The 24,135-nt window shown below is 43.0% G+C and carries 23 protein-coding genes; 13 read left to right on the top strand and 10 right to left on the bottom strand.

Features of this window, described 5'->3' with window-relative positions:
- Positions 1 to 5 precede the first annotated feature (5 nt).
- The 10 genes from GWK08_RS15895 (at position 6) to GWK08_RS15850 (ending at position 11,393) form a co-directional block, all read left to right on the top strand.
- Positions 6 to 545 carry a hypothetical protein gene (locus tag GWK08_RS15895; protein WP_163608215.1) on the top strand — a complete coding sequence of 180 codons (540 nt, stop codon included), beginning with the start codon at positions 6 to 8 and terminating at the stop codon, positions 543 to 545.
- Between the two features lie 39 nt (positions 546 to 584).
- Positions 585 to 2,603 (top strand): DUF4910 domain-containing protein, encoded by a 2,019-nt coding sequence (locus GWK08_RS15890; RefSeq protein ID WP_163608214.1) that lies wholly within the window; start codon positions 585 to 587, stop codon positions 2,601 to 2,603.
- A 400-nt stretch (positions 2,604 to 3,003) separates the two neighbouring features.
- Complete coding sequence (locus GWK08_RS15885) at positions 3,004 to 4,512, top strand: aminotransferase class V-fold PLP-dependent enzyme (RefSeq protein WP_163608213.1); 1,509 nt, start codon at positions 3,004 to 3,006, stop codon at positions 4,510 to 4,512.
- A gap of 105 nt (positions 4,513 to 4,617) precedes the next feature.
- Positions 4,618 to 5,106 (top strand): DUF4890 domain-containing protein, encoded by a 489-nt coding sequence (locus GWK08_RS15880; RefSeq protein WP_163608212.1) that lies wholly within the window; start codon positions 4,618 to 4,620, stop codon positions 5,104 to 5,106.
- A 200-nt stretch (positions 5,107 to 5,306) separates the two neighbouring features.
- A complete protein-coding gene (locus GWK08_RS15875; RefSeq protein ID WP_163608211.1) occupies positions 5,307 to 6,665 on the top strand; it encodes a sensor histidine kinase in 1,359 nt (452 codons plus the stop codon).
- Positions 6,662 to 7,348 carry a response regulator transcription factor gene (locus GWK08_RS15870; RefSeq protein WP_163608210.1) on the top strand — a complete coding sequence of 229 codons (687 nt, stop codon included), beginning with the start codon at positions 6,662 to 6,664 and terminating at the stop codon, positions 7,346 to 7,348. Before GWK08_RS15875 ends, GWK08_RS15870 begins: the two co-directional genes overlap by 4 nt.
- A gap of 10 nt (positions 7,349 to 7,358) precedes the next feature.
- On the top strand, positions 7,359 to 7,826 hold the full coding sequence (locus tag GWK08_RS15865) for a hypothetical protein (RefSeq protein ID WP_163608209.1): 468 nt from the start codon (positions 7,359 to 7,361) through the stop codon (positions 7,824 to 7,826).
- A 113-nt stretch (positions 7,827 to 7,939) separates the two neighbouring features.
- Positions 7,940 to 9,136: a S41 family peptidase gene (locus GWK08_RS15860; protein ID WP_163608208.1), complete on the top strand. Its 1,197-nt coding sequence runs from the start codon at positions 7,940 to 7,942 to the stop codon at positions 9,134 to 9,136.
- 17 nt (positions 9,137 to 9,153) lie between these two features.
- Positions 9,154 to 10,839, top strand: coding sequence for a M1 family aminopeptidase (locus GWK08_RS15855; protein WP_163608207.1), 1,686 nt, complete (start codon positions 9,154 to 9,156; stop codon positions 10,837 to 10,839).
- A gap of 197 nt (positions 10,840 to 11,036) precedes the next feature.
- Positions 11,037 to 11,393, top strand: a complete 357-nt coding sequence (locus tag GWK08_RS15850; protein WP_163608206.1) for a hypothetical protein — start codon at positions 11,037 to 11,039, stop codon at positions 11,391 to 11,393.
- Positions 11,394 to 11,398: 5 nt separating this feature from the next.
- Here GWK08_RS15850 and hemL read toward each other — a convergent pair whose 3' ends face one another.
- From hemL to GWK08_RS15830, 4 genes are read right to left on the bottom strand one after another with little or no spacing between them, the layout of a single operon-like run.
- Entirely contained in the window at positions 11,399 to 12,685 is a 1,287-nt protein-coding gene (gene hemL / locus GWK08_RS15845; protein WP_163608205.1) for a glutamate-1-semialdehyde 2,1-aminomutase, read from the bottom strand.
- Between the two features lies 1 nt (position 12,686).
- Complete coding sequence (locus GWK08_RS15840) at positions 12,687 to 13,508, bottom strand: glucosaminidase domain-containing protein (RefSeq protein WP_163608204.1); 822 nt, start codon at positions 13,506 to 13,508, stop codon at positions 12,687 to 12,689.
- Positions 13,505 to 14,428 carry a 1-aminocyclopropane-1-carboxylate deaminase/D-cysteine desulfhydrase gene (locus tag GWK08_RS15835; protein ID WP_163608203.1) on the bottom strand — a complete coding sequence of 308 codons (924 nt, stop codon included), beginning with the start codon at positions 14,426 to 14,428 and terminating at the stop codon, positions 13,505 to 13,507. Before GWK08_RS15835 ends, GWK08_RS15840 begins: the two co-directional genes overlap by 4 nt.
- Positions 14,421 to 14,732, bottom strand: a complete 312-nt coding sequence (locus tag GWK08_RS15830; protein ID WP_317168162.1) for a hypothetical protein — start codon at positions 14,730 to 14,732, stop codon at positions 14,421 to 14,423. Before GWK08_RS15830 ends, GWK08_RS15835 begins: the two co-directional genes overlap by 8 nt.
- A gap of 89 nt (positions 14,733 to 14,821) precedes the next feature.
- Here GWK08_RS15830 and GWK08_RS15825 point away from each other — a divergent pair, with 89 nt between their 5' ends.
- The 3 genes from GWK08_RS15825 (at position 14,822) to GWK08_RS15815 (ending at position 17,800) form a co-directional block, all read left to right on the top strand.
- Positions 14,822 to 14,989, top strand: coding sequence for a DUF5522 domain-containing protein (locus GWK08_RS15825; protein ID WP_163608201.1), 168 nt, complete (start codon positions 14,822 to 14,824; stop codon positions 14,987 to 14,989).
- A gap of 175 nt (positions 14,990 to 15,164) precedes the next feature.
- Positions 15,165 to 17,150, top strand: a complete 1,986-nt coding sequence (locus GWK08_RS15820; RefSeq protein ID WP_163608200.1) for a urocanate hydratase — start codon at positions 15,165 to 15,167, stop codon at positions 17,148 to 17,150.
- A gap of 83 nt (positions 17,151 to 17,233) precedes the next feature.
- A complete protein-coding gene (locus GWK08_RS15815; RefSeq protein ID WP_163608199.1) occupies positions 17,234 to 17,800 on the top strand; it encodes a DUF4136 domain-containing protein in 567 nt (188 codons plus the stop codon).
- 57 nt (positions 17,801 to 17,857) lie between these two features.
- Here GWK08_RS15815 and GWK08_RS15810 read toward each other — a convergent pair whose 3' ends face one another.
- The 6 genes from GWK08_RS15810 to GWK08_RS15785 all read right to left on the bottom strand — a co-directional run bounded on the left by GWK08_RS15810 (position 17,858) and on the right by GWK08_RS15785 (position 24,076).
- On the bottom strand, positions 17,858 to 19,846 hold the full coding sequence (locus GWK08_RS15810) for an alpha-ketoacid dehydrogenase subunit alpha/beta (RefSeq protein WP_163608275.1): 1,989 nt from the start codon (positions 19,844 to 19,846) through the stop codon (positions 17,858 to 17,860).
- Positions 19,847 to 19,932: 86 nt separating this feature from the next.
- Positions 19,933 to 20,976, bottom strand: coding sequence for a branched-chain amino acid aminotransferase (locus tag GWK08_RS15805; protein ID WP_317168161.1), 1,044 nt, complete (start codon positions 20,974 to 20,976; stop codon positions 19,933 to 19,935).
- A 47-nt stretch (positions 20,977 to 21,023) separates the two neighbouring features.
- Positions 21,024 to 22,319 carry a dihydrolipoamide acetyltransferase family protein gene (locus tag GWK08_RS15800; RefSeq protein ID WP_163608197.1) on the bottom strand — a complete coding sequence of 432 codons (1,296 nt, stop codon included), beginning with the start codon at positions 22,317 to 22,319 and terminating at the stop codon, positions 21,024 to 21,026.
- Between the two features lie 36 nt (positions 22,320 to 22,355).
- On the bottom strand, positions 22,356 to 22,952 hold the full coding sequence (locus GWK08_RS15795) for an acyltransferase (RefSeq protein WP_163608196.1): 597 nt from the start codon (positions 22,950 to 22,952) through the stop codon (positions 22,356 to 22,358).
- A 2-nt stretch (positions 22,953 to 22,954) separates the two neighbouring features.
- Positions 22,955 to 23,293 carry a n-acetylglutamate synthase gene (locus GWK08_RS15790; RefSeq protein ID WP_163608195.1) on the bottom strand — a complete coding sequence of 113 codons (339 nt, stop codon included), beginning with the start codon at positions 23,291 to 23,293 and terminating at the stop codon, positions 22,955 to 22,957.
- Positions 23,294 to 23,323: 30 nt separating this feature from the next.
- Positions 23,324 to 24,076 carry an enoyl-CoA hydratase/isomerase family protein gene (locus tag GWK08_RS15785; RefSeq protein WP_163608194.1) on the bottom strand — a complete coding sequence of 251 codons (753 nt, stop codon included), beginning with the start codon at positions 24,074 to 24,076 and terminating at the stop codon, positions 23,324 to 23,326.
- Between the last annotated feature and the right edge of the window lie 59 nt (positions 24,077 to 24,135).

Raw genomic sequence — 24,135 nt, 5'->3', positions numbered from 1 at the left:
CTAAAATGACCGATCTACCCTACTCTTCCATTCCCCATGTTCCTGACGAGATTAATGCATCTAATGTGATTGCCCGTTTTGTTGACGGATTGGGTTTTCGCTATTACTGGGCTACGGAAGGCCTTACCGAAAAAGAACTGGAATTCAGGCCTTGCGAATCAAGTATGAATATCCTGGAAGTACTTAAACACATTCATATTCTCGCCTCAACGGCCAACAGGACCCTGGGTGGAGGAAGTGAACTGGAAGGCACTCCCGCATCTTTTGAGGCCATGAGAAGGTCAACCCTGGAGCTTTATACCGAACTCAGCAACAGGCTTAAGAAAATGGATTGCGAGGAATTATCGTCCTTTAAGGCAAGAAGGAGTCACTCTAAAACAGAATACCCTTTTTGGTTTGTTTTAAACGGACATATTTCTGATGCCCTTACGCACGTGGGGCAGGTAAAGAGCTGGAGGAGAATGGCAGGAAACCCTCTGCCCGAAGGCGTTCAGGTCTTTTCAGGGGAAAGAGTAATAAACACAACTTCAAACCTTAAAAAATAAAAGATGATCCCGGGGAAAATCAAAATACAATTTCGGACAATGATCCTGTCCTTTGTTTTCGCACTGTTTATGTTTGAAGGATATGCCCAACATATTCCTTTAGGACAAAAAGAATTGATCGCACACCTGGATCAGGAGTTGTCGGGAGAACTTGCCAAAAGGAACCTGGAATTCATTTCCCGTCTTCATCGAATGAGGGGATCCGAGGATTATCAAAAAGCTATTGATTTTATCCAGGCCGAGCTGAAAAAATACGGTCTGGAAGGCATCGAACTGATAAAAATCCCGGCCGACGGACAGATCATGTACGGAACTCAGAAGTCCAGGCCCGCCTGGGATGTTGAGTTTGCCGAACTCTGGGAAGTTGAGAATACGGGCAATATCTGGGTCCATAAAACGAAAATTGCCGATTGGGAATCCATTCCCCTGGTATTAGCACAGGACAGTGAAAGCGGCGAGGTAACTGCTTCCCTCGTAGATATTGGTCAGGGAACCTCCGAAGCAGATTATAAAGGCAAGGATCTGAAAGGCAAGCTGGTACTGACTTCTTCCCAACCTCAGAGCGTAGTACCCTTAGCCATAGAAAAATACGGCGCTGTCGGGATCATTAGTTATGCACAGAACCAGGTTACTGCCTGGTGGAAAGAAAATGAAAACCTTATTCGCTGGGGGCATTTGTCAACTTTTGCAAAAACCAAAACATTTGCCTTTATGGTGTCCTTAAAACAGGCGAGAAGTTTTCAGGAAAGGCTGGAAAAAGGAGAAGATATTCGCCTGCACGCAAAGGTTAAAGCCGGTCAGCATCCGGGATATTACGATATACTGACTGCCATTATTGAAGGTGCCGATCCCGAATTAAAAGAAGAGGAGATTACTTTTAGCTGCCACCTGGATCATCCAAGGCCCGGAGCAAATGACAATGCCAGCGGATGCATGGCCATCCTTGAGGTTGCCCGGACCATAAAAAAACTGATCGATGAAGGGAAGATAGATCGTCCGGCGAGGACCATACGATTTGTCTGGTCTCCCGAAATAGAGGGTACCATGGCTCTCCTTAGCTACAAGCCGGAATACATTGGAAAAACTAAATTCAATATACATATGGATATGGTGGGAGGAAGTCCCGAAACCAAGGCTCTTTTTCATGTTTCCAGGGGCCCTGCAAGTGTGTCCAGTTTTAGCAATGATATAGCGGAAGCCTTTGGTTCTTTTGTCAACCAGAGTTCCAACGCTTATGCCAGCGGGCAGCAGGTCATGTTTCCCCTGGCTTCTAAGGAAGGAGGAAAAGAAGCTCTTCAGGCAGTTTTAGGCGAATTTCATATGGGAAGCGATTTTCAGGTGTATAGTGAAGGTTCTTTTAAGATCCCTTCCATTTACCTTCACGACTGGCCTGATAGATATATACACACGAACTACGATGTACCTGCAAATATAGATCCGACCAAATTAAAACGCGCCGGATTTATAGGAGCGGCAAGTGCTTTAGAATTGGCAAATTTCGGAAGTAAGGACCTGACAGCAACCATCGATCTGCTAAAACGTCAATTGCTTCAGCGTACCTCCAAGCTGATGGAACGCATGTCATCGTTGAGTCCGGCCGAACAGGAAAACACCAAATATTATTTTTGGGTCACCGAAATGGAACGCTTTAACTCTATGGCCCCATATGCTGATATCACTAAAAAACACCGCTCGGATTATACGGCATTTGTCTCCAATCTAAAAGCTAATACCGGTAGCGGGAAGAAGATTAAAGCTTCGGGTGAAGGATCAACCGTATATAAACGGAATTCAAATATTAAGGGGCCCATGTCTGTTTTCGGGTACAACTACTTTACCGATCATTACGATCCGGCAAAAAAAGCACCTGCGATCTTCGGCTACAATGGTCTTTGGGGTTCCGGCGGGGAATACGCTTACGAGGTTTTGAACCTGGTAGATGGTAAAAGGAGCGTACAGGAGATCAGGAATATGGTTTCGGCTCAATTCGGGCCCGTTCCGCTATCACATATTGCCGAATATCTGGAAGCTCTGAAGAGTATTGAGGTGATAAATTAAACCACTAATATTTCATCTGATAAGGGCATTTTAAAGAGCTAACGGCTGTAGTGGTTAAATAAAACACCCATGTTTCGACTTTAAAAGTAAGTATATTACCCGGGCATAATACGGTAAAAACATAAAGAGTGAATTTTAATTCAAAAAATTCTTTGACTTTACTCAATTAGCGATAAAGTATTTTAACATTTTTTTCACATCTACAGACCTCATTTTTAAGCTATTGATCTATTACTGTGGTTTATCCGCATCAAAAAGGAAGCAAAGCCACGTAGCGCCGTAAGCAACTTTTTCCTATCTTTATATAACAACAAAACACACCCGAGCTGATAAATAATTAGAAAACCAAATCTAAATTATTATACCTACATAACCAGTTGAGTATAATTTATTGATGAAAATGGAAGAACATTTTCTGAAATACCGAAAGGGGATCATCGGTATAAATAAAGAAATCCAGGCTGTAGATGGTAGTAAAAAGAAAATTGTTTACGCCGATTGGACAGCCAGCGGAAGAAATTATCAGCCCATTGAATCCAGGATTCAAAAGGAAATAATGCCATTAGTGGCAAATACCCATACGGAGACCAATTCTACAGGTACCGCAATGACCTATTCCTATCACGTTTCCCAGCAGATCATAAAACAACACGTAAATGCCGGTCCGGATGATGTTATTATTACGGCGGGTTCCGGAATGACGAGGCTGGTTAACAAGTTTCAGCGGATCCTAAATATAAAAGGGAACCGGTCGGCAAAGGCCTCGGAAAGGCCGATCGTCTTTGTTACCCATATGGAGCATCATTCCAATCAGACAAGCTGGCTGGAAACCGATGCCGATGTAGAGATCATAATGCCTTCTGAAAGCGGCCTGATAGATATCGATCATTTTATTCAATTGCTGGAACAGTACAAAGACCGGCCCTTAAAGATCGCATCGGTAACGGCATGTTCAAATGTTACGGGTATAAAAACACCTTATCATAAGATCGCTCAGCTTATCCATAAGGAAAATGGTTATTGTTTTGTGGATTTTGCCTGTTCTGCACCTTATGTGCCCATCGATATGCATCCGAAAGAAGAAGGAGCCCATCTGGACGCTATCTTTTTCTCTCCTCATAAATTCCTTGGAGGCCCCGGATCTTCGGGGGTAATGGTTTTCAATAAAAAACTGTACAACAGAGAAGTTCCCGACAATCCGGGTGGAGGTACGGTTACCTGGACCAATCCGTGGGGAGAACACGAATACACCCACGATATAGAAGCCCGGGAAGACGGGGGAACCCCTGCCTTTCTGCAAACCATTAAAACCGCCATGTGCATCAGGCTTAAGGAAGAAATGGGCATAAAGAACATTCTTGCCCGTGAGCTGCATTTGCTCGATCTGTTATGGACCAAACTGGAGAAAATACCTAATCTGCATATTCTTGCTTCCGAACAACGAAACCGCCTGCCTATAATATCTTTCTATATTGACGGCCTGCACCATAATCTGGGGGTAAGACTGCTCAATGATAAGTTTGGCATACAATGCAGGGGAGGATGTTCCTGTGCCGGAACTTACGGGCATTTTCTGCTTAACGTAACCCCTAAACACTCTAAACAGATTACCGATAAGATAGATAAGGGAGATCATTCTTCCAAACCCGGATGGATCAGGGTGTCCCTTCACCCCACCATGACCGACAAAGAGATCTATTTTATAAGTGAAAGTATAGCCGAACTTGCCAGGAAGCATTCCGAATGGAAACATCAGTACTCATTCGATCCTTCCTGTAATGAGCTCTCCTCCGTAAACGGTCAGCTCGATAGCGATATAAAATACGAGATGCTGAATGCGCTGAACCGGAATTTTGTACCTCAACAGGTACAGAATCCTGCCAATGGCTTTATACGGGCTATTTCCTGAGATTCGCCTATCCGTTTTTGTTAACAAACTCACAAATCGACATTCCCTATTAAACCTTGTGCCGATAAAAGGGTCTTATTATCAAAATCTTAAAACACTTATAATATGAAAAAAGTAATCGGTTTATTACTGGTGATGTGCTTTGCGCTTCCGGTAATGGCACAAGAGGAAAAACAGGAAAGGCGTGAGCGAAAGGAAAGAACAGAACGAAAAGGACGGGAGCACAGAAGAGCCTACCTTAAAGATCTGAGCCCGGAAGAAATAGCTACATTGCAGACCAAGAGAATGGCTATTGCCCTCGACCTGAATGAAAATCAGAAGGATCAGCTTCTTAAACTCAATACGGAGCTGGCGACAAAGAGAAAACAGAAAGCAGAAGCTTTAAGAGCGAAAAAGGAAAAAGGTGAGGAACTTTCCAAAGATGAGCGTTATGCCTTAGCCAATGAACGTCTGGATGCTCAATATGAGGTGCAACAGAGAATGAAACAGATCCTCAATGCCGAGCAATATGAGAAATGGCAGAGTATGAAGAAAAGAAAAGGCAAACACATCAAAAGAAAAAAAGCACAACATCACAAAAAGAGAGGGCAATAAAAGCTCTCTTTTTTTTGTCCGGGACTTTCCCAAAGTTAATGCTCAGTTAACGGTAAACCCGAAGGACTCATCAACCTCCGTTTAACACAGCAGAAGAAACCCTCTGTTAAAGAGGAATCCCCAAGCTTCAAGGTTAATGATCGGTTAACAGTACTATTTCGGCCCCGGAAACGCTCGTTTTGTACTATTTTTGACATTGTATGAAGCGAAAGATAACCATCCTGACCATTATTTCACTTATAGCCATAGGTACCCTCTCCGGTATAGAATACTATCTGGTAAAAACAGCCTATGACTATAAAGTACAGGAATTCAGGAAAGAGATCCAGCGTAAGGCCGGAAAGATCACGGCAGATTTCTCCTATACGGATTCCCTGATCTCCGAGATGGATACGCTCTACGGCAAACTGAGAAAAGAGTATCTCAAAAATGAAATAGACAGTGCTAACATAATAAAGCAAGTTAAGGAAAATGAACTCCAGCACTTTATTACGGCTCATATAGAAAAAGAGCTAAAAAAGACTTTCGAAGGCGAAAATGTGGGCTTTGCCCAAACCCTGGATCAATTTATTCTCTTCAGTCCGGAAAACCAGGTCGGGGATACTATCCTCAATTTTGAGGAATCTAATATCAACACAAAAATTTTCGGTACGCTCAATACTTTAGACAACACCTTTAAAACCAGAAGAAATACCGGTAAAGTAACAGGAGACGGGCTCCGGGATTATTTTACGGTACATTCTTTTTTTATATCCATCCGCAACTGGGAACTCATTGTTCTGAGAAGAATGTCCCTTATCCTGATTGCCGCTATCGGGTCTATTTTAACGGTGATTATCATTTTTATCTATACCCTGCGGTCCCTGATCCGGCAGAAGAAGCTTACCGATATCCAGACAGATTTCATCAATAATATTACTCATGAGTTCAAAACTCCCCTGGCAACCCTTGGACTGGCTACTGCTACCCTGAAAAAACAGGAACAGGCATCCAATGTCTTTAACAGCACACTAAATACCATAGAGCGTCAGAACAACAGGCTGCAAAAACTCCTGGATCAGATCATGGAAAACAGTCTGGTGGGCAAGGGGATCGAATTACAGAAGGAAGAGGTTGAAGATTCTCAGTATTTCAACAATCTGGTAAACGATTTCCGTCTTTCGGTTACCGAAAAAGAGATCGATATAAAATATCGTCAATCCAGCACTCCCGATCGTATTCGTATCGATAAATTCCATTTTACCACTGCCCTGCTCAATATCCTGGAAAATGCGGTAAAATACGGGAGTGATCAAATAAAGATCCTGATAGAAACACATAAAAACGACCCTCTCTATATCGTAAGTATAAGCGATAACGGGCCGGGGATCCCCAAAGAAAGTCAGGCTCTGGTATTCGACAAGTTTTACAGGGCTTCGGAAGGAAATGTACATACGGTAAAAGGATTAGGCCTGGGGTTGTATTATACCAAACTTATCGTGGAAGCCCATGACGGAAGTATTGAACTGGATTCCGGGGAAGAAAAAGGAACCACATTTAAAATCAGCATTCCAAAATGAAAAAAATACTATTGGCAGAAGACGATTTTGACTTTGGAAGTATTTTGAAACAATACCTCGAATTGCATCAGTTTGATGTAACCTGGACAAAAAACGGGGAGGATGCTCTTAATTATCTGACCGGACAGGAGGTGGATATTTGTGTTTTTGATGTGATGATGCCAAAGATGGACGGGTTTAGCCTGGCCGAAAAAGTGATCGAACAAAAGCCCGAAACCCCTTTTATTTTCCTCACGGCAAAAAAAATGAAGGAAGACAAGATAAAAGGTTTGAAACTAGGTGCAGACGACTATATCGTAAAGCCATTTGAAGCTGATGAACTGGTTTTACGCATCAACAATATAATTAAGCGGGGACAGCGTTTTGCGGGTGCCGGAAGCACGGTTCAAATAGGGGCTTACACCTTTAACCCCGCCAATCATACATTAAAACATCAGGATGAATTACAGCGGCTAACCGAAAAGGAAGCTCACTTAATTCAATACCTGTTTGAAAGAAAAGACCAATTGGTAAAGCGTGATCACATCCTCAGAGACGTTTGGGGAAATGACGATTTTTTCTCGGGAAGGAGTATGGACGTTTTCATAAGCCGCCTGAGGAAATATTTTAAGAACGATCCCGATATCAGTATTAAAAGTGTACGGGGTATCGGTTTGGAATTCAAAATTGAAAAACAATCTTAAACGAACAAAAATGAAATCAAAAATTTTAATAGCCGTTGCATTTTTAGCCGGCAGCCTGATTACACAGGCACAAACCTCGGTAAGTACCAGTAGTTCTTCTAATAAAAGCTCAGTGTCTGTAAGCATTTCAGATAATAACGGGCAATCAAGGTCTTCGACCTCCATATCCGTCAGCTCTGATAATGACAGCTATCATCTTACGGCACGCTTTGACAAACATAAAACCGAAAAAGTAAAGAGTTTTCTCATGGACGAACTTGGCACTAAGAATCACAGTGCTAAAGGGAGTTCTCATGAATGGGAAAAAGAAGAGAATAACGAATTACTATATCTTATCCGGTTGAGCAATGGTCGCCTGAAGATCTTTTTAGACAAAGAACTGGCATCGGAATCTACCATTCGATTGTTTGAAGGCATGGGAGAAGAAGTTTCAGAGCTCATATCAGGTTCTAAAAAGAGGGACAGAAGGCGCCGATAACAGGCCTTTTTGATAGAGCGATCTCCCTCTCTCACTTCTAAATCACATTATTATTTAACACCATCTAATGACCTTAAGCAAGGCTCATCAGGGCTTTTACATCCATAAAACAAATGAAAAATCACAGCTATATACTTCTTTTTTTCTGCTTTGTTTTTGCCGCCAAGGCACAAACCAAATATCAAAAGGATTTCTCTGTCTTATGGGAATCTATCGATGCTCAGTTTGCCTATTTCGATAGCAGGAAAACAGATTGGGAGCAAGTCAGGGTCATTTATCAACCCATTGTAGACCGGGTATCCGATGAAGACGAATTTATCCGGGTCCTGGAAAATGTGCTTAACGAATTGTACAACGGACACATTTCCCTGGGAGTGAACCTTCCGTCCTCCAACAGGCTTATTCCAAGCGGATCTGACCTGTGGGCGGAATATTCGGGAAACGAATTTGTCATTACAGATATACGGGAAGGGTATAAAGCAGATTTATCCGGGCTTAAAACGGGAATGCACATTACTCATTTTAATGATGTTCCCGTAAAAAAAGCCATAGATAAGTTCCTTCCGAAGTCATTCAGGGATTATGACAAGGAAGTCTATGATTATGCTATTAATATGCTCCTGGCCGGAACTCATGATAAAGCGCGGAAGATCAGTGTAAAATATCGTGGGAAGGCGCTGGATTTCTATCCGGATAAAGAGGTGATACAAGAAGAAGAGGAAGTATTGGAGTCGGATGTTCTCCCGGGGAATATTGCCTATATAAAGATCAACAATTCATTATTCAAAGACGAACTGATAGATGCCTTCGGTAAAACAGTCGATAAATTATCGGTTACCAAAGCCATGATCCTCGACCTCAGGGAAACGTCATCGGGGGGAAATACAACGGTTGCCAGGGCCATTATGGGGAAATTCATCAAAACGGACAGGCCGTATCAGAAGCATTCTGTTCCGGGAGAAGAAAAAGCATACGGGGTAAAACGCAGCTGGGTGGAATACGTATCTCCCAAAGGCAAAGTATACACGAAGCCCCTGGTGGTCCTGGTAGGCCGATGGACCGGAAGTATGGGCGAAGGACTGGCTATTGGTTTTGAAGGAATGGGAAGGGCTAGCTTAGCGGGTACACCCATGGCGGGTCTTTTGGGTGCTATTGAGTGCTCCCCACTTCCGGAGACCGGTATAGGCGTATGTTTCCCCATAGAAAAACTGTTCCATATAAACGGAACTCCAAGAGAAGATTTTGTCCCTGAAAACAGGACTGCAACCGGCAAGGAAGCCCTGGAACGTGCAATTAAACTATTAAATTAACAATCAATCAAAACAACATGAAAAAACTAATATTAATCTTAATAAGCGTATGGATAACTGCTGTTTCCTGCAGTTCCGAAAAGACGGAGAAGCTGACCTACGAAGTGAGTTCCGTACTAAAAGACAGTATTCCCTCTTTAAAGATCAGGGCCAGTTTTAAAGCAGATCCTACAGGTTTTACAAGGCTTTTTTTCCAGGACAACGCCTGGGGACAGGAAAAACTATACGACTGCCTTTCCGATCTTAAACTGGTATCGGAGCACGGGAGTATTGTTCAGAAAAGGGACAGTAACCTTATAGAGATCACGCATCCCAAAGACCTTAAGGAGATAGTATTTGAATATACTTTGACCCAGGATACCAAAGGCCCTATTAATACCGAAACTACGTACCGGCCTGTTATCCAGCCGGAGTACTTTCATCTGTACTCACACAATATGTTTATGCTTCCCAGGCACCTTGCCGAAGACAAATCTGAGCTTTTCGATGTTCAGATCAACTGGGATCTACCCGAAGGTCATGCGGTGCACAACAGTTTCGGAAGTAATGAAAGAGTACAGAAGATAAGCGATATTGATGAGGAAAGATTTCACTCAGCTGTTTTTACAGGAGGAGATTTCAGAATACACCCGATCGAAATAGAGAACAACAAGGTGTACCTGGCCAGCAGGGGAGACTGGATTGCTTTTAAGGACAAGGATATGGTCGATCTGCTGTCCAAAACCATCAGGGCACAACGAAATTTCTGGAATGACCACAGCCAGGAGTATTTTACGGTTACCATGATCCCTTTTCCTCAGGAAAACGGAAGTTCGTTCCAGGGAACCGGGCTTACCAATTCTTTTGCCACCTCGATAAGCAATAATGATCTCATTCAGGTGGAAGGGCTTGCCATGCTCTTTAACCACGAGCTGATGCACAACTGGATTGGTCACAGCATATATATTTCAAAGGAAGAGCAGCATTACTGGTTCAGCGAAGGCTTTACCGATTATTACACCATTAAGAATATCTCGAAAAACAGGATCCTGGATAAGGACGAAGCTTTTTTTATACAGGAGATCAATAATATTATCCGCCTGCTTTACACTTCACCCGTAAAAGACGCACCTAATAGCGAGATTAATTACGACAACTTCTGGTCGAGCAGGGATTATGAAAAACTGCCCTACAGGAGAGGAGCTTTATTTGCTTTTTACCTGGATCTGAAAATACAACGGGAAAGCGATGGAGAACACAGTTTGGACGATCTGATGCGGGACTTTCTCAAAAATGCCGTGGAAGAAGATAAAAGGATAGATCACTCTTATTTTATCGAAATGGCGAATAAATACCTTAAAGAGGACCTTAAGCCTTTCTTTGAAGAGCATATGGTAGAGGGTAAATTATTCGATCTGGGAGCGATCTTTGATGAAAACGGCCTGGAATATAAAAACGGGGCAAAAGCCTTCTACAAAGGCTATAAAATAGATCCTGAAACTCATAAAGTAGTATCTCTGGATGAAAGTTCAAATGCCTACAAAGCAGGTATGAGGATCGGAGACAGAGTGGTTTACCGCAGTGTTTACAGCAACCCTGATATCGAAGCCGAATTTAAAGTGGTACGGGATAAAAAGGAAATAGAACTAAAATTCTACCCTGCCAAAGAAGTAGACATTCCGCAATTATTAATAACAGACACCAATAAAAAACAACTCCAATAGTTTTGCAGCCCCTCCTAAAAACGGAGGGGTTTTTGATTGTTTTTTATGGTAATCAACCTTGATTTTCCGCCCGTTTTCCGCTTCTTTCCTCCCATTTAAAAATAAATTGTTCCCTAAAGCAATAGAATGAGAAAAAAGCTGTTTACTAATTAAATACGTATATTTGATTTGAAATTAACGTTTTATCCCCAAATAAAATGAAAAAGTTTAGCCTATTATTCGTTATGCTATTTGCATGTATTGGCATGCAATCTGCCGTTGCACAGGAAAAAGCAGGATTTAAAGCTGCCGATGTTTCTGCCAAGGAAAAAGTCCAGGAGATCAAAGCAAAAACTACTTTAAGCACCGCTCAGGAAAGCAGTGTTTATGAGGCTTTTTTAGCTTATCACACACAACTGAGCACCCTCACTACTTCCCGTATGGATAAGAAAGAAAGAGGGAACAAGCAAGCAGAAATGGAGCTTGCTCTGGACAAACAACTTCAAAAAATACTGAGTCCGAAACAACTGGAAGAGCTCTACGCCAAGAAAGATAATATTCTTAACGTACAGTAAGCTTCCTAAAGTTTCTTTACGGTTTTTTCGATAGCTTCAATGGTCTTGTCCAGATCGGCATAGCTAAGTGCATCATTTAAGAACCAGCTTTCAAACGCGCTGGGCGGAAGGTAAATACCTTCGGCCAGCATCCCGTGGAAGAACTTCTTAAAAGTATCGTTATTCCCTTTGGCTGCTGTTTCGAAATCTACTACAGGAGTATCCGTAAAATGTACGGATATCATAGATCCCAGACGGTTTATCTGATAATCCAGTGTTGTATTGCTCAACACTTTTTCTATTCCTTCATGCAGATAAGCGGTTTTCTCTTCCAGATTGCTAAATATTTCCGGCTGGTCGTTAAGCGTGGTCAGCATAGCCAGTCCTGCTGCCATTGCCAACGGATTCCCACTTAAAGTTCCCGCCTGGTATACAGGTCCGACAGGCGCCAGGTAATTCATGATCTCATCCCGGGCTGCAAAGGCTCCTACCGGGAGTCCGCCACCGATTACTTTTCCGAAAGTAACGATATCCGCATTAATATTCAGTAATTCCTGGGCTCCTCCCCTTGCCATTCTGAAACCGGTCATCACCTCATCAAAAATGAGCAGGATCCCTTCCCGGTCACAAATACTTCTCAGGCCTTCCAAAAAGCCATCTGCAGGCAGGATACATCCCATATTTCCGGCTACCGGCTCTATAATAATGGCCGCAATCTCATCTTTATTGGCCTTTACGATCTGTTCTACATTTTCCAGGTCATTATATCTGGCAAGCAGGGTATCTTTGGCTGTTCCCTGAGTAACACCGGGACTATTCGGACTTCCGAAGGTAACGGCACCACTACCTGCCTGAATAAGGAAGGCATCGGAATGCCCGTGATAACAACCTGCAAATTTTATGATCTTTTCTCTTTTGGTAAAACCTCTGGCCAGCCTTACAGCACTCATACAAGCTTCCGTTCCACTGTTCACAAACCTGATCTTATCTATATTGGGTACCATAGAGACCGCAAGGCGTGCTATTTGAGTCTCTATTTCGGTGGGGATCCCAAAAGAAGTCCCTTTTTTGGCCTTTTCCACCACTGCGCTGATAACCGGCTCATAGGCATGCCCTAATATCATTGGCCCCCATGAAGCGATATAATCGATCAGGCGGTTCCCGTCTTCATCATACAAATACGCTCCTTTGGCTTCTTTTACAAAAATCGGTTCTCCGCCTACGGCTTTAAAAGCTCTTACGGGTGAATTCACTCCACCGGGAATGACTGCAGATGCTTCTGCAAACAACGCACTGCTTCTCTTATAAATCATGTTATCTGGAAGGTTTTACTATAAGTTTTTGTCCAATAGAAATATTGGTATTGTTCAGTTTATTTAATCTCATCAATCGTTCTACACTCAGGCCGTATCTTCTGGAAATAGAATAAAGGGTATCTCCCTTTACCACCGTATACATTCTTTCTTCATGGCTTTCTTCAACCGGATCGGTATCTGCAACAGGCTCTCCTGTTTCCTTTAACACTTCTCTGTCGTACTGATACAGTTTATATCGGTCTATGAGTGAAATCAGTTTTACCGGATATTTTCTGTCTGTGGCATATCCTGCCTTTTTAAGGCCTCTTGCCCAGCCTTTATAATCGTTTTGTCTCAGGTCGAATAAGAAATCGTATCTGCTTCTGGTAGTAAGGAACAGGGAATGGTCTCTATAGGAGAACATAGGGTGGTTGTATTTACGGAAACACTCTCCTTTTTCATCATCATCGTAATAATCGCGGTCTCCTTCCCAGCCTTTATGGCATTTTATTCCGAAGTGATTATTGGTCTTTCGGGTGAGTTCTCCTCTTCCCGATCCGCTTTCCAGGATCCCCTGCGCCAGGGTAATACTGGCCGGAATTCCGTAAACACGCATATTCTGCTTGGCTACTTCCTTAAAAGTCTCTATATATTCTTCGGTTGAATTTATAGTAAACACTATGAATTCGTCCTTTTCAGCTTCTTTCTCTTCCCGTTCCTCAGCAATCACTTCCGTATTCTTACGGGTTTCTTCCGCTTTTTTTCTGAGCGCTCTTTTCTTGGCCCCGCATCCTACAAGGAATGAAGCTGCAATAAGTAGGTATATAATTTTACGCATCATATTTCGATTATAGGTAATCCACGTTTTACAAGCTGGCTGTTCATTCCGGGAATCCCTTGAATTCCCCCGGTGTGAATAGCCAGGATCCTGCTTCCTTCTTTAAAATAACCTTCTTTTACAAGATCTAGTATACCGTACATCATTTTGCCGGTATAAACAGGATCCAGAAGGATGCCGGTTGCTGTTTTGAAATCATTCATAAACTGTACCAGATCGGTATTTACTTTGGCATAGCCCCCGAAATGGTAAGAATCTATGAGTTTCCAATTGTCCTTAGAAGCAAATTTACGAATATCCTCCTGTAAAAAACTACCCTTTAAAGCCGGAAAACCCAAAACTTGTTGACTGAGTTTTGAACAATTTATAAGACCGGCAATGGTACCTCCGGTGCCTATACTGCTGCAGATATAATTAAATTGAGCATCTTTTTCAGTCAATATTTCCTCGCATCCCTTAACGGCCAGCTCATTGGTCCCGCCTTCCGGGATCAGGAAAAAATCGTCTGTTTCCGCCCTCAGGGCCTGTAAAAATTTATCTGAAGTCTTATCTCTGTAGGCAGTTCTGCTGATGAATTTAAATTTCATCCCGCAGGAAGCAGCATAACTAAGGGTGGGATTCTCCTCTATCTTCCCTTCCAGTTCCTCTCCTCTTATAACACCTGTTGTTCTGAAGCCTTCTTCTTTTCCGGCTGCAGCTACTGCGGCAATATGATTGGAATAGGCCCCTCCGAAGCTAAGAAGATGGTCTTTCCCCAATTTTCTTGCTTCCAGAAGATTGTATTTGAGTTTCCTGTACTTATTTCCGGAAATATAGGGGTGTATCCTGTCCTCTCTTTTTACAGAAAGTCGGATATTCCTCTGCGCCAGTGCGGGTAGCTCTATCTCTTGATTGGGTATTTCCTCCGTTAAGAAATCAAACATCGGCACGAAGATAGCTCAAAAAACTCCAGGCTCTTCGTTTTTGCAGGTAATTCATATCGGTTTCATTCTGATAGGCCTCTCTTTCAAAACTTATATTTTTATAAGCTTTATGAAGGTCTCCGTAAAGACAAAGCCTGAACAGCCATTCACCGAGGTAAAGAACATAAAAAGGCAGGATTAACAGTTCGAGTTGCTGTTTTAGGTGGATCTTTTCGTGATTCAGCAATACAGGGTCACAGCGAAGCTTTTCATCCTTGAGTATGATTACCGGCCATAGAGTTAATGCTATATACCGTTTGGGCAAAATATGTTTAAAAGTAAAAATCATATTATAATGATTCATCAAATCCAAACTAATTTGGATTATCTTTGTAAACATATAAAAAAATCTTTATGAAGAAGATTATTCCCGTTGAAGAGGGCGATTTTTACCTTTCATCGGAAGGTTTTAGAGTTTTTACCGAACAATATCACCTTAAAAGAGGGTATTGTTGCACCAACGGATGCAGGCATTGCCCGTATGGATATGATAAAAAGAAAGATACATTTAAAAAACCGTAAATAGTTTATGGATTTTAAGCTTTTAAAATACAAGAGAACTATTTTTACCGCCTATCACCGGGCGGATATCAGGTATCCCTAGATTTGGTTATTAAGCCCGCATCCGGGCTATAAGGACAATTCAAATAAATAATAACCGAATACTGCCTCCGGGCAGCACAAAAAACATATATCAATGACTTTTAAAGAACAAATCTTAGAAGGGATCCCTAATAAATTACCGCAACCTAAACCTTATGACCCTAATATTAATCACGCTCCCAAGCGAAAGGAGATCCTTTCGGAGGATGAGAAGAAACTGGCTTTGAAAAACGCTTTGCGTTATTTTGACAAGGAGCACCATGCCGTTCTTTTGCCTGAATTCAGGGAGGAACTGGAAAAATATGGCCGTATCTATATGTACAGGCTAAGGCCCGACTATAAAATGTACGCCCGTCCTATTGATGAATACCCGGCAAGATCAAAACAGGCTGCAGCTATTATGCTGATGATACAGAATAACCTGGATTATGCCGTTGCTCAGCATCCGCATGAGTTGATCACCTATGGCGGTAACGGGGCAGTGTTTCAAAACTGGGCCCAGTACAGGCTGTCCATGAAGTATCTGGCCGAAATGAATGACGAGCAAACCCTGGTCATGTACTCAGGTCACCCCATGGGGCTTTTCCCTTCTCATAAGGAAGCTCCCAGGGTAATCGTGACCAACGGAATGATGATCCCCAATTACTCACAACCGGACGATTGGGAAAAATTCAACGCCCTCGGGGTTACACAGTACGGACAGATGACTGCCGGAAGTTATATGTATATAGGGCCGCAGGGAATTGTTCACGGTACCACTATAACCGTTTTGAACGGCGGAAGAAAGATCTCCAAAAACGGCGAAGGTCTGGAGGGAAAATTGTTTGTAACTGCAGGATTAGGCGGAATGAGCGGGGCTCAGCCAAAAGCCGGGAATATAGCGGGATGTATTACGGTTTGTGCAGAAATAAACCCCAAAGCAACAGAAACCAGGCATTCTCAGGGATGGGTAGATGAAGTCATCTCCGATCTGGATGAACTGGCAGGCAGGGTTAAAACAGCAAAAGAAAACAAGGAAGTGGTCTCTATTGCCTATCAGGGGAATATTGTAGATGTATGGGAAAAATTTGATACTGAAAATATTTATATCGACCTGGGAAGTGATCAGACCTCCCTGCATAATCCATGGGCCGGCGGATATTATCCGGTAGGCTTGAGTTATGAGGAAAGTAATGAAATGATGGCTTCACAACCCGAATTGTTTAAGGAGAAAGTACAGGAAACCTTAAGGCGTCATGCAGCCTCTATCAATAACCACACGGCAAAAGGAACTTATTTTTTCGATTACGGGAATGCTTTTCTCCTGGAAGCTTCCAGAGCGGGAGCCGATATAATGGCTGCCGACGGAAAAAGTTTCAGATACCCTTCCTATGTACAGGATATCATGGGACCTATGTGTTTTGATTACGGTTTCGGGCCCTTCAGATGGGTATGTACCAGCGGGAAAACTGAAGATCTGGCCAGAACAGATGCCATTGCCTGTGAAGTTCTGGAGGAGATCATGAAAAACTCCCCGGCGGAAATACAGCAGCAGATGGCTGATAATATCAGATGGATCAAGGGGGCTCAGGAAAATAAACTGGTTGTAGGTTCCCAGGCAAGGATCCTATATGCCGATGCCGAAGGAAGGATAAAAATTGCGGAAGCTTTTAACAAAGCGATCGAAAAAGGGGAGATCGGTTATGTGGTCCTCGGAAGGGATCACCACGATGTAAGTGGGACCGATTCTCCATATCGGGAGACCTCAAATATCTATGACGGTTCCCAGTTTACAGCAGACATGGCCATCCATAATGTTATAGGAGATAGTTTCAGGGGAGCCACCTGGGTGAGCATCCATAATGGAGGTGGAGTTGGATGGGGAGAAGTAATAAACGGTGGTTTTGGTATGGTTCTTGATGGTAGTAATGAGGCATCTAAACGTCTTAAATCCATGCTGTTCTGGGATGTGAACAATGGTATCGCCAGAAGAAGCTGGGCTCGTAATGATGAAGCTATTTTTGCCATTAAAAGGGCTATGGAAGCAGAACCAAATCTAAAAGTAACGCTTCCTAATAAAGTAGACGAGAGCTTATTTTGAGAGCTAAAGACGTTAGATACAGCAGAATTTTGTAAATTGTATAACACGTTTTAGATGAATATTAACTCAAAAAGCTACATTCTATGAAAACATTTAAACCACTCTTGTTGCTCTTACTGGTAGCAGCTTTCGTAAGTTCCTGCGTATCGGTTAGAGTTGTGTCGGACTACGACAAAAAAGCCACCTTTGGCCAGTACAAGTCTTTTGCCTTCTTTAAACCCGGGATCGATAAAGCTGAGATCTCAGATATAGATAAGAAAAGGATCTTGCGCGCCATCAATAATGAATTAGTGGATAAAGGCTTCGCCAAGTCGGATGATCCCGATTTGCTGATCAGCATCTTTACCAAAGAGAACCAACGTGTAGATGTGTATAACAGATTTGGTTATGGATACGGCTTCGGTTTCGGTTACGGATTTTACAATCCTTACTGGGGATTCGGACCCGGATTCTACAACAACGTCAGCACACGTGTAGAAGGCTCTCTGTATATTGATATTATAGATGCCAGGACCAAAGAACTGATCTGGCAAGGAAAAGGGACAGGCTTTTTGACCAATACCAGTATTGAAAAGAAAGAAGAAAGAATCAATGAATTCGTAACAGAAATACTGTCACAATATCCTCCCGGAAACACCAACGGGAGATAAGAATTAAAAAAGGCTGCCTCTTCAGGCAGCCTTTTTAGTATTCAGACTAATTGTTTTTTAATACTTGAGTAATTCCTCAATTTTCTTCTTCACTTTATCTGCCGACGGGATCATAGTTTGCTCCAGAGTGCTGTTAAGCGGAATAGCAGGCATATTTTCAGACCCAATGGTCATTACCGGGGCATCCAGATAGGTAAAACATTTTTCCTGTATCATTCCGGCAAGGCTCCTTGCAAAAGAATTATTTACGGGTTCCTCGGTTACCACCAGACATTTTCCGGTTTTCTTCACCGATGCCAGTATAGCTTCTTCATCCAGAGGGAAAAGAGTTCTCAGATCGATGATCTCTACCTGCTCTTTCCATTCTTCCGAAGCATTTAAGGCCCAATGTACTCCCATACCATAGGTTACTACCGTTAGGGTTTCTTCATCATCCTGTTTCCATATTTCCCTTACCGCGTTTGCTTTTCCGAAAGGAAGCACATAATCTTCCGCAGGTTCTATCGTCCTGGCCGCTTCAGTTCCCGGAACTTTAGACCAGTATAGGCCTTTGTGTTCGAAGATGACCACCGGATTGGGATCATGATAAGCAGCTTTCATTAATCCTTTCAGGTCGGCACCATTACTCGGATAGGCGATCTTAACTCCCCTGATATTGGTAACTACCGATTCTACAGATGAAGAATGGTAAGGTCCTCCACTTCCATAAGCCCCGATAGGTACTCTGAGGATCATAGATACCGGCCATTTTCCGTTAGTCAGGTAACAGGATCGGCTCACCTCTGTGAACAACTGATTTAGTCCCGGCCAGATATAATCGGCAAACTGGACCTCAACAATGGGTTTTAAGCCAACCGCAGACATTCCCACGGTTGAACCTACAATAAATGCCTCCTGGATCGGGGTATTGAACACCCGTTCATCTCCGAATTTCTGTGCAAGGGTAGCTGCTTCTCTGAATACGCCTCCAAGTCTCCCTCCTACATCCTGTCCGTACAGCAGGCATTCTTTATTGTTTTTCATTAATTCTTCAACCGCAAAAAGAGCACAATCCACCATTACCACTTTTTCGGCATTTTCAGGAGCTCTCTCTCCTTTTTCCTCAGTTATCGGACTCGGTGCAAAATCATGGGTAAACAAGTCCTCAGGTTTAGGGTCTTCCGCTTTCAGAGCTTCTTCAAAGTCCTTTTTCACCTTCAGCACAGCTTCCGCCTCTATAGCATCTACTTCCTCCGCGGAAAAACCGTGGTCCAAAAGCTGTTGTTTCAGTACCGGATAAGGGTCTCTGGATCTGGCTTCTTCCAGGTCATCCCTGTACCACTCCATCCGAACTCCCGAGGTATGATGATTCAGAAGCGGAACCTTGGCATGTACCAGGATCGGTCTTCTTTCCTCACGTATGATCTTAATTGCCTTTTCGACAGCAATATAACTTTCAATAAAATTTGCTCCGTCTATGGAAATAGCTTCCAGTCCGTGGAATCCCTGAGCGTATTCATATGCATCCTGAGCACGGGTTTCTTCGGCATTTGCAGAGATATCCCATCCGTTGTCCTGTACCAGGTACATAATAGGCAATTGCTTAAGAGCCGCCATCTGAAAAGCTTCGGCAATCTCTCCTTCAGTCACCGAAGCATCTCCCAGCGAGCAAACCACAAAAGGTTTATCTTCGAGTTTTTCATCAATTCCCGTATTCTCTTTATACCAGAATCCCATGGCTACCCCGGTTGCCGGAATTGCCTGCATCCCTGTTGCTGAAGACTGGTGCGGGATCTTGGGTTTATCATCATCTCTTAAACTCGGGTGGGAGTAATACGTACGCCCTCCTGAAAAAGGATCGTCCTTCTTTGCCAGTAACTGCAACATAAGGTCGTAAGGCTGCATCCCCAGGGCCAGGAGCATGGCATCGTCTCTGTAATAAGGAAATGCATAATCCTGAGGCAGCAACTGCATTCCCAGGGCCGTCTGTATTGCTTCATGCCCTCTTGAAGTTGCGTGCACGTATTTGGATACCATTTTAAAATTATCTTCATACAGGATCGCCATGGCCTTGGCAGTACAAAGATTTGAATATCCCTTCTTTAAAACCTTTTTATCTATTGCCTCCTTTGTCTTCAAAACAGTATCTAATTTTAAACTTTTAATTTTCCTCCTACCGGTCTCATCCAACCGTAAGGATCTTCTATTTTCTGCGATTTGATCCCGTTAAGGGTGTCCATGACCCATTGCCCTACTTCATGCTTATCGGAGATCTTTATACGCTCGTCCTTATATCCTATTTCCTCTATCATTGCTATAGCTACCGCTGTTCCCGTTCCAAAGGCTTCTTCCAGGGAGCCGTCTTTTGCACTGGCTATGATATCTTCTATATTTATCCTTCTTTCTTCTACTTCATACCCCTTGTCCTTCAGCAGCGTGATCACACTACTTCTGGTAATCCCCTCAAGGATGGCTCCATCCAGGGCCGGAGTGATAAACTTACCGTTAATCTTAAAGAAGATATTCATAGTTCCCACTTCCTGTACGTATTTAAACTCTTTGGCATCCAGCCACAAAACCTGATCATAGCCTTTTCTTTTGGCCTTTTCCGTAGGTAAAATAGCTGCTGCATAGTTACCTGCGGCTTTTGCTTCTCCCGTTCCGCCCACAGCTGCACGGATGAACTCGGTTTCCGCATACAATTTGATCGGTTTGCTGAAGAAAGGTCCTGCCGGAGAACAAATAATCATAAACTTATAGGAAGTGGCTGCTCTCATCCCGATAAAACCTTCATCGGCAAACATATAAGGGCGAATATAAAGCGCACTCCCTTCCTCACGTGGGATCCACTGAGATTCCATATCTATCAGAATATCCAGGGCTTCCAGTACCAATTCTTCCGGTACTTCGGGCATTCCCATTCTCCTGGCGCTGAAATTTAAACGTCTGGCATTTTGCTCAGGTCTGAAAAGCAAAGGTTCTCCTTCCTTATTCAGGGTAGCCTTCAAGCCTTCAAAAATTGCCTGCCCGTAATGCAATGACATAGCCGCAGGGTGCATAGGGATCATCCCCATAGGTTCAATCCTGGCATTTTTCCATTCTCCATCTTCATAATCACAGATAAACATATGATCTGTAAAAGCTCTCCCCAACGGGATATTATCGAAGTCGAGTTGATCTATTTTAGATCTCTCCACTCTGTTTATTTTTATATCATTCGTCATAACACCTTTGTTCTTTTTATTTATATCTGTCTGTTTTCGTCAAATTCTTCCAAATAATCACCTACTTTTCTCAGGAAAGATCCACCGAGGTATCCGTCTACCACCCTGTGATCGAATGAGAGTGATAAATACATCATACTCCTGATGGCTATCTCATCGCCTTTCTCGGTACTGATCACTTCTGCTCTTTTCTTAATGATCCCCAGTGCCAGAATAGCCACTTCGGGCTGGTTGATAATAGGAGTTCCCATTAAGCTTCCGAATGTTCCCACATTAGAGATCGTAAACGTGCTCCCTTGTATCTCATCGGGTTTCAAAGCATTATTTCTGGAACTGTTGGCCAGGTGATTTACCTCACCGGCAAGTTCTTCCATATTCTTTTTATCTGCATTTTTCACCACCGGAACGATCAGGTTTCCGTTGGGCAGTGCAGTTGCCATTCCAACATTAATATCGCTGTGTACCACGATCTTTTTCCCGTCTACAGACACATTGATCATCGGGAAATCGGCAATCGCTTTGGATACAGCCTCTACAAAAATGGGTGTGAAGGTGAGTTTCTCTCCGTATTTCTCCTGGAAATCTGCTTTCACCTTGTTTCTCCAGTTAACAATAGTAGTCACATCGGCTTCTATATAGCAGGTAACATGAGGTGAGGTGTGCTTGGAGTACACCATATGATCTGCTATCATCGCCCTCATCCTGTCCATCTCCACAATACGGTCCTTTCCTTCCGTAAAACTGATCGGTGGGGGATTATAGGAAGAAGCAGGGGTTGTAACCTGAGGTTGTGGCCTGCTCGGAAGCGGATACTTTCTGTGTTTAAGATAATTAAACAGATCGCTTTTGCGTATCCTTCCGTCTGTTCCCGTTCCCTGAATACTTTGTACTTCCTCAATAGAAAGGCCTTCTTTTTGTGCAATGCTTATCACCAAAGGAGATAAGAAAGCATCGGGATTGGGCGAATTCCTCAATTCAAAACTGCTCTTCCCAGCGGTTGCCGTTTTTGTATTTCCTGCAGCCGATGGCTTTGCAATAGGCGCTTCGGTTTGTTCCCTCTTCTTAGGAAGTTCTCCGGAAGCCTCGATAATTGCCAGTACCTCTCCCACCGGAACCACATCGTTAGGCTGAAAGAGAATTTCCTTGATCACCCCGTTACAGGGAGACGGAACTTCTGAATCTACTTTATCTGTGGCCACTTCCAGGATGGTTTCTTCTTCTTCGATCGTATCTCCAACATTTTTCAACCAGTTGATTATGGTTGCTTCTGAAATACTTTCACCCATTTTGGGCATTCTAAGTTCTACAACTGACATTTTAGTTAACTAATGTTTGTTAGTATAATAATACGTTTATTTTTTCCTGAATTCCTCCAGAGTTTTGTAAAAAGCTTCCTGGGTAGGTCTGTCTTCAGGTATCTCCCTCAACGGCTCCACAGCTCGGAGGGATCCGTAACAATCTTTCGGCAACTTCTGATACAAGGCAGTACCTTTGGTCTTCCATGCGATCATTTCATCGCTTACATCCTTAATAATTTTAGCCGGATTCCCCACTACCAGTTTCCTGTCCGGGATCACGGTCTCTGCTTTAATGAAAGCCAGGGCCCCGATGATACATTCATCACCTATTTCCACATCGTCCATCAGTACCGAATTCATTCCCACCAATACATTCCTTCCGATATTGGCCCCGTGAATAATAGCTCCATGGCCTATATGAGCTCCTTCTTTTAACCTCATACTCTTTCCGGGAAACATATGCAGGGTACAATTTTCCTGTACATTACATCCGTCTTCAATAACAATTTCTCCCCAGTCGCCGCGAATAGCTGCTCCGGGTCCGACGTAAACATCTTTTCCGATAATCACATTTCCCGTTACCGCCGCCTGAGGGTGAATAAACGCGCTTTCGTGAACTACCGGTATAAATCCTTTAAATGAATAGATCATATTTACAATTCTTCTATTATTGAATATCCTTCACTTTTATCTCCACTGGTCCATTGCCATTTTTCATGCAATCTTATCTTTCCGTCGGCAAGCACCTCCGGGATAGAGGTACAGGTTCCTGTCATCAGCTCTCCCTTTATATTGACCTGGTGGTATCTCATGTCTATGGTTCCGTTTAAGGAAACAATCCCAATAAGATTTCCCCTTACAATATTTCCTCCCGAATAATCTGAGCTTACGATATTTCCGTATTGCTTATAATGAAAGATCGTTTCCTCAGATGTCTCTCCGTTTTCCGTATTCCTGACAGCTTTGAACTTTCTGTTATGATAATTAACCATTTTTGCTTTTCAAATTCTGTCCCTAATTCTTTATTTAAACCTCTTCAGGGTTTCCTTCGTAAAATCAGACAGAACCAGTCTTCCGCTTATAGAAGCTCTTTCTGCCAGTAAGGTATCCCAGTGCTCTGTGCCCTGCCAGAACATTTTTTTCATCTCTTTCATTGCTTCCGGGTTGTAATTGCACAGGTTTTCCGCAAAGGCTTTTACACCTTCATCCAATTCTTCCGTACTGTCGAACACCTGAGTGAACAATCCTTTTTCCTGAGCCCAGGAAGCCGGATAAAAAGTATTGGCATCTATGGCAATCTGTGACATTCCCGATAAGCCCAGTTTACGTTCAACTGCAGGCCCGACCACGAAAGGACCTATCCCCACATTAAGCTCACTGAGTTTAATAGAGGCAAATTTGGTAGCCATACAGTAATCCATTGCCGATGCAATACCTACTCCTCCTCCGACAGTCTTTCCCTGTACGCGCCCGATAATGAATTTAGGGCATTTTCTCATGGCATTGATAACATTGGCAAAACCTGAAAAGAACACCTTTCCTGTAGCCTCATCATTAATATTTATCAGTTCTTTAAAGCTGGCTCCTGCACAAAATGTACGATCGCCTCCACTTTTCAATACAATTACCTTTATATCTTCATTTTCTCCGGCTACGGTTATGGTTTTAGCCAGCTGGCTTAAAATATCACCAGGCAGGGAATTATGGGCTGGGTGAAAAAATTCAATTGTCCCGATCCCATCCTGTATATCTATATGTACGTATGGTTTTGTCATCTTATTAGTGTTTCCACAAAAGTGGAAATCTTTTCATTTTAAATATTACTTTAATTCAC

Origin of the sequence: Leptobacterium flavescens, from assembly GCF_010671605.1 — a bacterium.
Taxonomy (GTDB): domain Bacteria; phylum Bacteroidota; class Bacteroidia; order Flavobacteriales; family Flavobacteriaceae; genus Leptobacterium; species Leptobacterium flavescens.
This window is presented reverse-complemented; position numbering and strand designations above follow the sequence as displayed.

Coding starts and splice junctions, on each gene's coding strand:
- GWK08_RS15895 (WP_163608215.1), top strand. CDS start 6: ATGACCGATCTACCCTACTCTTCCATTCCCCATGTTCCTGACGAGATT.
- GWK08_RS15890 (WP_163608214.1), top strand. CDS start 585: ATGATCCTGTCCTTTGTTTTCGCACTGTTTATGTTTGAAGGATATGCC.
- GWK08_RS15885 (WP_163608213.1), top strand. CDS start 3,004: ATGGAAGAACATTTTCTGAAATACCGAAAGGGGATCATCGGTATAAAT.
- GWK08_RS15880 (WP_163608212.1), top strand. CDS start 4,618: ATGAAAAAAGTAATCGGTTTATTACTGGTGATGTGCTTTGCGCTTCCG.
- GWK08_RS15875 (WP_163608211.1), top strand. CDS start 5,307: ATGAAGCGAAAGATAACCATCCTGACCATTATTTCACTTATAGCCATA.
- GWK08_RS15870 (WP_163608210.1), top strand. CDS start 6,662: ATGAAAAAAATACTATTGGCAGAAGACGATTTTGACTTTGGAAGTATT.
- GWK08_RS15865 (WP_163608209.1), top strand. CDS start 7,359: ATGAAATCAAAAATTTTAATAGCCGTTGCATTTTTAGCCGGCAGCCTG.
- GWK08_RS15860 (WP_163608208.1), top strand. CDS start 7,940: ATGAAAAATCACAGCTATATACTTCTTTTTTTCTGCTTTGTTTTTGCC.
- GWK08_RS15855 (WP_163608207.1), top strand. CDS start 9,154: ATGAAAAAACTAATATTAATCTTAATAAGCGTATGGATAACTGCTGTT.
- GWK08_RS15850 (WP_163608206.1), top strand. CDS start 11,037: ATGAAAAAGTTTAGCCTATTATTCGTTATGCTATTTGCATGTATTGGC.
- hemL (WP_163608205.1), bottom strand. CDS start 12,685: ATGATTTATAAGAGAAGCAGTGCGTTGTTTGCAGAAGCATCTGCAGTC.
- GWK08_RS15840 (WP_163608204.1), bottom strand. CDS start 13,508: ATGATGCGTAAAATTATATACCTACTTATTGCAGCTTCATTCCTTGTA.
- GWK08_RS15835 (WP_163608203.1), bottom strand. CDS start 14,428: ATGTTTGATTTCTTAACGGAGGAAATACCCAATCAAGAGATAGAGCTA.
- GWK08_RS15825 (WP_163608201.1), top strand. CDS start 14,822: ATGAAGAAGATTATTCCCGTTGAAGAGGGCGATTTTTACCTTTCATCG.
- GWK08_RS15820 (WP_163608200.1), top strand. CDS start 15,165: ATGACTTTTAAAGAACAAATCTTAGAAGGGATCCCTAATAAATTACCG.
- GWK08_RS15815 (WP_163608199.1), top strand. CDS start 17,234: ATGAAAACATTTAAACCACTCTTGTTGCTCTTACTGGTAGCAGCTTTC.
- GWK08_RS15810 (WP_163608275.1), bottom strand. CDS start 19,846: ATGGCGATCCTGTATGAAGATAATTTTAAAATGGTATCCAAATACGTG.
- GWK08_RS15800 (WP_163608197.1), bottom strand. CDS start 22,319: ATGTCAGTTGTAGAACTTAGAATGCCCAAAATGGGTGAAAGTATTTCA.
- GWK08_RS15795 (WP_163608196.1), bottom strand. CDS start 22,952: ATGATCTATTCATTTAAAGGATTTATACCGGTAGTTCACGAAAGCGCG.
- GWK08_RS15790 (WP_163608195.1), bottom strand. CDS start 23,293: ATGGTTAATTATCATAACAGAAAGTTCAAAGCTGTCAGGAATACGGAA.
- GWK08_RS15785 (WP_163608194.1), bottom strand. CDS start 24,076: ATGACAAAACCATACGTACATATAGATATACAGGATGGGATCGGGACA.